Source organism: Spirulina sp. CS-785/01 (assembly GCF_028330525.1).
In the GTDB taxonomy this organism is placed as follows: domain Bacteria; phylum Cyanobacteriota; class Cyanobacteriia; order Cyanobacteriales; family Spirulinaceae; genus JAQMSD01.
Genome location: NZ_JAQMSD010000026.1, coordinates 1 through 10,007, shown reverse-complemented (window position 1 = coordinate 10,007; position 10,007 = coordinate 1). Strand labels below are relative to the sequence as shown.

General features: G+C 46.4%; 9 protein-coding genes. 1 reads left to right on the top strand and 8 read right to left on the bottom strand.

All coding sequences use genetic code 11. The features are described from left to right. Window positions 1-1,537, bottom strand: a 1,537-nt coding sequence (locus PN462_RS00975) for a protein kinase domain-containing protein (protein ID WP_272125970.1), incomplete at its 3' end; no start/stop codon positions are given. A 398-nt stretch (window positions 1,538-1,935) separates the two neighbouring features. Next, entirely contained in the window at window positions 1,936-4,089 is a 2,154-nt protein-coding gene (locus PN462_RS00970; protein WP_272125969.1) for a DEAD/DEAH box helicase, read from the bottom strand. A 146-nt stretch (window positions 4,090-4,235) separates the two neighbouring features. On the opposite strand from PN462_RS00970, the gene PN462_RS00965 reads away from it, so the two are divergent. Then, entirely contained in the window at window positions 4,236-4,877 is a 642-nt protein-coding gene (locus PN462_RS00965; RefSeq protein WP_272125968.1) for a histidine phosphatase family protein, read from the top strand. Window positions 4,878-4,991: 114 nt separating this feature from the next. On the opposite strand, the gene PN462_RS00960 is transcribed toward PN462_RS00965, so the two are convergent. The 6 genes from PN462_RS00960 to PN462_RS00935 all read right to left on the bottom strand — a co-directional run. Then, window positions 4,992-5,345 (bottom strand): DUF1257 domain-containing protein, encoded by a 354-nt coding sequence (locus tag PN462_RS00960; RefSeq protein WP_272125966.1) that lies wholly within the window; start codon window positions 5,343-5,345, stop codon window positions 4,992-4,994. 136 nt (window positions 5,346-5,481) lie between these two features. Next, entirely contained in the window at window positions 5,482-7,005 is a 1,524-nt protein-coding gene (ycf46, locus tag PN462_RS00955) for a stress-responsive protein Ycf46 (protein WP_272125964.1), read from the bottom strand. Window positions 7,006-7,282: 277 nt separating this feature from the next. Beyond that, complete coding sequence (locus PN462_RS00950) at window positions 7,283-7,690, bottom strand: CopG family transcriptional regulator (RefSeq protein ID WP_272125963.1); 408 nt, start codon at window positions 7,688-7,690, stop codon at window positions 7,283-7,285. A gap of 268 nt (window positions 7,691-7,958) precedes the next feature. Further along, window positions 7,959-8,348 carry a RidA family protein gene (locus tag PN462_RS00945; RefSeq protein WP_272125961.1) on the bottom strand — a complete coding sequence of 130 codons (390 nt, stop codon included), beginning with the start codon at window positions 8,346-8,348 and terminating at the stop codon, window positions 7,959-7,961. A 321-nt stretch (window positions 8,349-8,669) separates the two neighbouring features. Further along, complete coding sequence (gene glpX, locus PN462_RS00940) at window positions 8,670-9,707, bottom strand: class II fructose-bisphosphatase (protein WP_272125959.1); 1,038 nt, start codon at window positions 9,705-9,707, stop codon at window positions 8,670-8,672. 71 nt (window positions 9,708-9,778) lie between these two features. Further along, window positions 9,779-10,007: hypothetical protein (locus PN462_RS00935; RefSeq protein WP_272125957.1), on the bottom strand; the 229-nt coding region annotated here is incomplete at its 5' end.

Sequence of the window (10,007 nt, the reverse complement as noted above, 5' to 3'; positions counted from 1 at the left end):
CTTCTGGGGTGACTGCTACTGCTGTTATCCAGTGACTATGCCCAGTGAGGGTGCGGAGTTCTTTCCCCGTCTGCATATCCCACACTTTCAGGGTATTATCCTCTGACCCAGAAATGACCTGCCCTTCTGGGGTGACTGCTACTGCTGTTACATAGCCACTATGCCCAGTGAGGGTGCGGAGTTCTTTCCCCGTCTGCATATCCCACACTTTCAGGGTATTATCAGAAGACCCAGAAATGACCTGCCCTTCTGGGGTGACTGCTACTGCTGTTACCCTGTTACTATGCCCAGTGAGGGTGCGGACTAAAGCTCCGTCGGGAGAGTCGAAACAAGGGGCTAAGGGACGCAACCACAGCCCCTGTTGTCGTGCTGCGACCTGTTGTAACAACTGTTCCACCTCTGGAGACTGCTGCGTCGTCTCAGGAACAAGCAGTCGTCCCCATAACTGACTCGCTAACTGGTGTTTATCCTCCCTCAAAACATGAGAACTCAAATCTAGAGTACGCTGCAACCGACTCAAAAAAGGGCTTTTATGCTGCAACCCTCTCAACTCCCCTACCAGCGTATCAATATCCGTCGCCGCTAACTTCTGCTGTAACCCCGCAAAACTCCCGACTCCCCTAGAAGCAAGAGGAGTCCCCGTCGGAGGAGAAGCAACAACACCCCCACCTAAGTCCCCTAATACTTCTGTAACCGACTGATACCGTTGCCTGGGTTTCGGTTCAACCAACCGATCTAAAATTCTCCCTAACCCCGCACTCACTGAATTTCCCTGCAAATGCTTTCCCCATGCCCATTCCGCCTCCATTACGTCATACAACTCAAAAGGACTGACTTGGGTTAACAAATGCAGACAAGTCACCCCCAAACTATACAAATCACTGATAAACTTAGGTTTCCCCATCCTTTGTTCCGGGGCGCAATACTCGGCTGAACCGATCACCGTTCCTGTTACACTCTGCTGGAGAGGTTGAACTGCTTTAGCTGCCCCAAAATCGACTAAAACCAGCTTGCCATCAGCTTGCCGCCGAATAATATTTTCGGGTTTAATATCCCGATGAATGACGTGGTTGCGGTGAACGAATTGTAAAATCGACAATAAATCCGCTAAAACCTCCCGAATTTGCGCTTCACTGAATACCCCTTGTTGTTCTAACTCCTGCTGTAAGGTGAGTCCCTCAATCCATTCTTGGACTAAATATTGACGGTTATCGGTGGTAAAATAGGCGTATAACTCCGGAATTTGCGGATGTTTGCCCAAATGTTCTAACCGTTCTGCTTCTTGGGCAAATAATTCTGAGGCTTTGGCAATATTATTCGTCCCCTGTGCTTGCGGGAGAAACTGTTTCACCACACAAGGCGGTTTGGAGGGTTTAAACTCATCAACGGCTAAAAATGTACGTCCAAACCCCCCTTCTCCCAGTACCTCCCTCGCCCAGTATCGCTCCACCAATAAGAGTTTACTGCCACATTTGGGACAAAAGTTAAACGATTTCGGACTAGGGGAGAGACAGTCGGGATTAAAACATTGACGCATGGCTGGACGGGGAAATAGGCTTGATTTCAGGGTATAGTCTTAGTTTATTATGATCCTTCTAGTTTGGGGTTGATGAATTGTCTCGCAGGTTCACCGAACACCTAGAAACGGGGTTTCTGCGATAACTGAGCTTTTTTCACCCTAGTTCTAGAAAGAAACCCGGTTTCTCCCCCCCAAGGATAACCGGACAGGGGTTTGGTGCGTTACGCAGGAAAGAAAGTTGGACTCGTGTTAACTACAACCCCTTTGGGTGCAAGCATTGCACCCCTACTCTACAATGATAAATGTAGGGGTTTATTGCATAAACCCTTCCTTAAATCTTTGACATCCAATACAGTCTCTACACCTGATTGGTCTATTAACCCGTTTTAACGGGTTTCAGCTATTAGCCTTGGGTTTTAACCCAAGGTAAATAAAGGTAACTCCAACTCATCCCCCGCATAGGCTTTCCGTAACAAATAATTCGGAATATACTCATCATATTTATCCCGTTGGGGAATCTCTAAAAATGAGGCAATATCCTCACTACTTAACCCAGTCGCCAATAGATCAGCAATTTCCTGTTGAATACTCTCCCAAGTCAAAAAATTAGGCGATTGTAAAACAAAATAATAAGGACGCACGGAACGCCTTACTTTGATGTCCAATTTATTCGCCAGAAAAATATAAATTAACTTCTCCAAAGTATTAAACCGCTTACTCCCTAACCACGGGAATAAATAATACACCCCCTCCTCAAAAATTACTGGATTTTCCGCTAACTGAAACCGTCGAAATAATAACCGACTTTCCTGTAACCGTCTCGCTGCATTCTCTAACAAATAGGGATAATGACTATCACTGGCTAAAATATCCCGTATTTTCTCTAAGATACGCTGATGAATACTCAATTTTCCCCGGCCTCGCCAAGCCATACTCCCCACTCCCTCCACAGGTTTGACTAACACCATTTTTCGTGTTTTGTCAATATCTAAAACTTGCCAAGTTTGTCCTGCTAAAGATAGTTTAGCCCCCAAGGAGGGGGGATTAAAAATACTACCAATTTTCCCTGCTTCTCCATGCACTAAATACTCCACAGGACTTTCAAAAACGGCATAGAATTGATAATTATTAACCTGCTTTTCTCCCTGTATTCCTAAAATTAAATTGCCTTGTTCAGTTTCCTGTAAGTGGTCTAACTGTAGCCAATACCTTAAAAGGTGGCGATAGTCTTCTAGGGAAATTGCCGCAAAAACAGGTAAACTTAACACCTCCTCTGCTAATGCTGCGGGGGATAATTCTTGATGGGTGGCTAAGACACTTAGCGTTTGCTGATATAATAAACTGTAGGGATATTTAGGTGGCTCTAATGGTTCTAACCAACGGTCTTCTAGGTATAATTGAATAATGGCAATACATTGTAATAACTGCCAAGGAAATTGCTCGGCAAAAGTATTACTTTCTGTTTCTTTTTCTTGACAAATGAACCGCATATCTGCTGGCATTCCCCGGCGGCCAGTGCGTCCCAAACGTTGTAAAAAACTAGATACCGAAAAAGGTGCATTGAGTTGAATAACTCGCTCTAATTCTCCAATATCAATGCCCAATTCTAGGGTTAACGTTGCTGCTGTCACCGCAACTGGATCATTTCGCATGGCTAATTCTGCATCTTGGCGAAAGTCTCCGGAAATACTGCCATGATGAGTGTAATAAATGTCTGGTAATCCTTCATTTTTAGCAATTTGTCGCAGGGAGTTAATGACTGCTTCGGTGTCTGTTCTACTATTGGCAAAGATTAAAGATTTACTATTGATTGTCAGTTCAAAAATATGGCGATAGTAGGGATTCTCTGTAGGGGGAATGTCTGGATCAATTGTAAATTGTTCTACCGCTAAACGGACTTGACGGCCTGTATCGGGAATGGTAGGTGCGTGGGTTTCTAAGGTTGTTCCTCCCGTTAACCACGCTTTGGCCACTTCATAATCCCCTAATGTTGCTGATAGGCCAATGCGACGGGGAGTTATCCCGGTATGACGGGATAAACGGACTAATTGACAGAGGACTTGTAACCCCCGTTGGGATTCTAAAAAGGTGTGAATTTCATCAATAATAATAAAGCGTAAATCTCCGAATAAACGGGATAAGTTTTTGGTGTGATTAATTAATAGACTTTCGAGGGATTCTGGGGTAATTTGTAATATTCCTTGGGGATGATCTAATAATTGCCGTTTGCGATGAGAGGAGATATCCCCATGCCAGGCAAAGACTTGGGTTTTACTTTCTTTAAGGAGGTCATTGAGACGGGTATATTGGTCATTAATTAAGGCTTTTAGGGGACTAATATAGAGAACAGAAATAGTGCTTGAGGGGGTATTATGAAGTAAGGAAAGGATGGGGAGAAAAGCGGCCTCGGTTTTCCCGGATGCTGTTGCCGATGCGAGTAGTAAATGACCTGATTTTTCAAATAATACTTCACAAGCTGCTAGTTGGACGGGACGAAATTCTGTCCATTCCTGACGATAGATATAGTCTTGAAGATAGGGGGCGAGTTGGTTAAAAATCGCTTGAGTCATAGAGCAGTAAACAGTAATCAGTCATTAGTCATCAGGTGTACACTTTTAGGGATTAAAACTCCCTAGCGGTTGTTGTTTAAACATAAACCCTGAGTGCTTACCCGAAACCTTCATTAAGATAATAATGAGGGACTTTGGAGAATGAAATGGGTTTAACTTTATATTTCCTACGACATGGCCAAACTAAATATAGTTTAGATAATAGCTTTTGTGGCCATCTGGATGCGGAATTATTGCCGGAAGGACACCGTATGGCGGCACAATTTGCTGAGGTGTATCAATCTCTACCTTGGCAACGGATTATTTCTAGTCCCTTGAAGCGGACTCAGGCCACCGCTAAACCCATTTGTGAGGCCGTGGGGTTAGATATGCAGTTAGAGGAGGAGATTAAGGAACTTGACTACGGGAAATGGGAAGGGAAAACCAAAGAGACCGTTAACCAAGAATACCATGATGATTATGTGCGCTGGCTGACAGACCCCGGTTGGAATGCTCCGACGGGGGGAGAACGAGGGGTTGATCTGGCTCGTCGGGGGATGACGGTGGTGCGCGATTTGCAAGAACAATATACTGAAGGGAATGTGTTGATTGTCTCCCACAAAACGATGATTCGGGTTCTGGTTTGTAGTTTACTGGGGATTGATGTGGGGCGATTCCGCGATCGCATTTTCATGCCCGTCTGCTGCATTACCGCCGTCCAATTCCGCAGCCCCGGCCCCCTCCTGCTGCGAATGGCCGATCAAGGCCACTTGGAAGAATCCCTACGCTCTTTCCCCGAAGTTGAATAAAATATCTATGCCCCTATCCCGAAAATGGGGTACGGCATCCCGTACCCCCAGCTTAGAAAAAAAGGGTTAACCTAGAAACAGTTAACCCAATTGCTTTGGAACGCAAGTCAGAGATTACTTTTGGACGACTAACTTCACGTTGGCGTTCTCCAGACCGCGCTGCTTAACTTCAGATAAAGTTTTGTTAACAGCGTATTTTTGGTTAATAGAGTTGATGAGTTCGGTTTGATTGTGCTTCTTAGCAACACCCCAGAGGTCAGCGATCAGGTCATAAGTGCCATCGCTATTGCGAGACCAACCGAGATCGTACTCACCATCGAGGACAGCAACCAAGTCGGCACGGACGCGCTGACCGTTGTAGCCGCGAACATCAGCATCGGACTTCACGGTGATCCCCAAATCACGGAGAGAAGTTTGCAAAATTTCGGAATCGCTGATCTTGGTGCGTAAGGTGCTGAAATGAGACATTTGGATTTCCTCTTGACTTAAAACGACAGTGGTTTGTTTGGTTAAGTGCTGCCGCAAGGCGGCATTTTTTTTGTTGTTGCTGCTAGTAAACCAGTTACTAGCCTTTGCCCTTACCCAGAAGGTAAGAGAAAGCCTGTTAAAACTCCAGTCGCTGATACTCAGCAGTGGAGGACGCGGCAGGTCGTGCGCGTTGTCGCGCCCAGTCGCGGAGAGCCGTGACCTGCTCTGTCATTGTCCGGGACAGGGGGAGAGTGGCTTTCAGCGCAGCGATGATATCCAACTGCGTGAACTCCCGGTCTTGAGCAAATGCCTCGTACATGGCGGCAATGAGGGCTTGCTCAATCTCTGCTCCGGAAAACCCTTCTGACATCTTGGCAAGCTGGTCGAGGTCGAAGCGAGAAATATCCTCACGCCGCTTGCTCAAGTGAATTCTGAAAATATCTTGTCGTTCTTCGGGGGTGGGGAGGTCCACGAAGAAGATTTCATCAAAACGACCTTTCCGTAAAAACTCACCCGGTAGCCGTTCGATGCGGTTGGCGGTGGCCATGACGAAGACGGGGGAGGTTTTCTCTTGCATCCAGGTCAGGAATGACCCGAAAATCCGGCTAGAAGTCCCGCCATCGGAGTCTGATGATCCGGTTCCTCCGGCAAAGGATTTGTCAATCTCATCTATGAAGAGAATAGCAGGAGAAATGGATTCGGCGGTTTTTAAGGCGTTGCGGAGGTTGGCTTCGGACCGTCCCACCATTGACCCGTCGTAAATGCGTCCCATGTCTAAGCGCAGGATGGGCAACCCCCAGAGACGAGAGGTGGTTTTCGCAATGAGGGATTTTCCGCACCCAGGAACTCCCAGAATCAGCATTCCTTTGGGTTGGGGGAGTCCGTACTCTCTCGCCCGTTCTGTAAACGCGCCAGACCGTTGCTTCAACCATTTTTTCAGTTCTTCTAAACCGCCGATAGAATCAATGGTTTCGTCTTCTTCTATGTATTCTAAGATGCCATTGCGACGGATGAGTTGTTTTTTCTCAGAGAGAATAATATCTACTTCTTCTTGGGTGAGACGACCCGCTTTTACATGGGCTTTGCGATAAACTTTCTCTGCTTCGTCTCGTGTTAACCCTAAGGCCGCTTTGAGGAGTTTTTCTCGGACTTCGGTGGAGGTGCGCCGAGTTTTGGTTTGGTTTAATTGCTTGGAGAGAACTTGGTTCAGTTCTGCCATGTCGGGGAGGGGGAAGTCCATGACGACTACTTCTTTTTCTAGTTCGAGGGGGACTTCTTGGAGTGGCGACATGAGTAGAATAATTTTTTCGGTCCCTTTGAAGGAGGCGATCGCATCTCTTAATGCCCGTTTTACCCCTGCTCCCGTGATAAAATCATGTAAATCTTTAAAGATGAAGATGCCCGGCTCTCTTTGTTGGATCGTCCACTGGATCGCAGCTTCAGGGGAAATAGTATTGTGTTGGGGTTGCTGACGAGATTGACCATGAGATTGACCATACTCAACCATCCCTTGGGTCATTGTCCACATGAAAACACGCTGATGTTGGGTGCTACTCTGGGCAATTTTGGCGATCTCTTGTTCGGCACGTTCCTCTTCAGGAGTGACGAGGTAGATTAGGGGATATTGAGCTTTTACGAGGATACTGAGTTCTTCTTTCATAGCTATTGACCTTAACTAAGTGCAGGCTCAATCAACAACCCCTTGCGTTGGTGATCCCTTGGGTGAGCAATCTTGTGAGTAGTCAGTGATCTTTGGATTTTGATCCTTAAACTTTGGTGATCAGACTTTGGTGATCAAACTTTAGTGATCAGATTTTGGTGATCCCAACTCGGTCAAGAGTGACAACTGAGAGAGTGTGATCAGAGGGTTATGGGTGGAAGAGGGACGAACTTGATCAGGTCAAGCTGTATCAGAATACTTTAGTGTCGTTTTACCCTTAGCAGGGAACTAAAGTTTCTTCACTTTCTTCGCCCTGGGAGTCTGATGAAGACTCTTGTTGGTCTTGGGGGTCTCTTACCTGTTCTACTGGGACATCTTCGGAGATATCTTCGGAGAGAACACTCGGTTGATCTTTTAAGGAAACTAACTCTCCATCTCTTTGAACCAGTGAACTATGGCATTCGGGACAGCTATAAACCCGATGGGTTTGGCCTTGATTCCCGTGACCTTCTAGGGTTGCCAGTCCAGCTTCCAGTTCATCGATAGCTTCAGGATGTTGTAAGTAGAAAACAACCGCTTTTTCGACCATCGCAGACATTGAGTTAATGTCCACTGCGGCTTTAATTTTGAGCCTTCGATGGAGGTCTGGTGGAAGATAGAGTGTAACTTTCTGCTTGTCTTGCATCTCTAAATGAATGTTTTTGTACCCGGGTATGTCTTGTTATATTAGCGACTCCCTCTTAAAGCGTCAAGCTGTTAAGCCAGTATGACGGCATTTTTGTAATATTTGTTTACATTTAAGGGGTGTTTGGGTAGGAATTTTGGGTTATATGCCTTGTCTGGTGGGAGTTACAGCTTTGTAAACGAACATTACAAAAAGCGACTCTTAACGTTGAGGTTTTGGTTTAAGCTCCTTTCAAAAGTACCCTTCTGCCCTCATTAGAGGATCAGGATTACGCGATCGCAATACATTCCATTTCCACCAACGCCCCTTTTGGAAGTCCTGCCACCTCAACACAAGCCCGAGCCGGAGCAGAATCTTCCTGGAAATATTGACCATAAATCTGATTAACTGTCCCAAAATTGCTGAGATCAGTCAGATAGATGGTCATTTTGACCACATTTTCCCAAGTCACCCCCGACGCTTCGAGAATCCCTTGAACATTTTGCATCACCTGTTGAGTTTGTTGGGAAATATCTCCACTCCCCACAAACTCCCCCGTTTGGGGATCAAGGGGAATTTGGCCCGACACAAAAATCATCTGGCCAGAAGCGACAATGGCTTGATTATAGGGCCCCACCGGAGCAGGAGCATTAGGCGTATGAATAACCGTCTTAGACATAAAAAGGGTAAATTGAGAGACACCCTCGATTTTACAATTTACTCAGTGTAGCGACCCCTAGAACCCGCGAAGATGCAACAATAGTTAATCTCTGTGACGTTGTTGGGAGCATCGGAAGCATAGATAAGAAAAAGAGAGGAGAGAGAAGTGAGAAGTGAGCAGTCCGCACACTATTCTCCCTTCTCTCTCCTCTGTTGAGGGAGCATCGACAGAATTGACAGTAGAACAGTTAGAAAACTCCATCTTTCCTATCTCCCCCATTTCCCTTAACTAGGGACTGTGAGCTTCCCTTGTCACCAATGGGTTATTCCCCAAAAATCCCTAACTCAATTGAATATATTTCGGTTGTTCAAACATATGCACCGTATCCACAAAGCGGGCCGTCATCGACTGACTGGAGATCACTAAACTTTGAGTCCGCGCCCCACCGTGGAAAAAGCGCACCCCATTCATCAACGTCCCAGGAGTAATCCCACAAGCGGCAAAGAGGACAGTTTCCCCTCCAGCTAATTCTTCGGCACCATAGACCTTATCCGGGTTATCAATGCCCATTTCTTGTAAACGAGCAATATTCCCTTCTTTACTTTCACCAATTAAACCCGTTTTCACTTCTTCAGGATCATAAACCAACTTCCCTTGGAAGTGACCGCCCAAACAGCGCATCGCTGCCGCAGAAATCACCCCTTCAGGAGCAGCACCAATCCCCATCAGCGCGTGAATATTCGTCCCCGCAAACGCACAGGAGAGAGCCGCAGAAACGTCCCCATCACTGATCAGACGAACCCGGGCCCCTGCACCGCGAATTTCTTTAATTAAATCTTGGTGTCGGGAGCGGTCCATCACCACCACCACTAACTCCTCAATGGAGCGATCTAAACATTCAGACAGAATTTTTAAATTTTCGGTAGCCGACTTGTTAATATCAACATGATTTTTCGCCGCCGGAGGAGCAGCAATCTTTTTCATGTAAAAGTCCGGTGCAGCAAATAAACCGCCTTTTTCCGAAATCGCCAATACAGCCATCGAACCCGGTTGTCCATAGGCCACCAAGTTCGTCCCTTCACAGGGATCAACCGCAATGTCAATTTCAACTAATTCATCAGGATTACAATAGCTGTGAGCATCCTCGCGGGTACAGATGCCCACTTCTTCGCCAATATAGAGCATAGGGGCTTCATCTCGTTCCCCTTCTCCGATCACAATTTTACCGCGCATATGGATTTGGTTCATCCGTTCGCGCATGGCCTCCACGGCCACATGGTCGGCGGTATTTTTTTCACCTTTTCCCATCCACTTGGCCGATGCGATCGCAGCCTTCTCAACAACTTCTATAATTTCTAATCCCAGCGTACTTTCCACAGAATTTTCCTCTCTATTGCTTAACTCAATGTTTTGGGCTTCTAGTCTTGCCGCTTCTACCTGTCAGTCTATCAGAAGGGGGGATCGTTCTGGGAATAGGGAATTGGTAATCGGTAATTGGTAATTAGTAATTGGTAATGGGGGATGGGGGGATGGGGGAAGATGGGGAGGATGGGAGAGATGGGGGAGATATAGGCAGCCCTGTCAAGGTGAGAAATTGTAGAACGAGACACCGTTGTTTCAGACACTTGTGAGAGACATTTTCTCCCCCTCTCCCAAGGTTGGGAGAGGGGGTTGGGG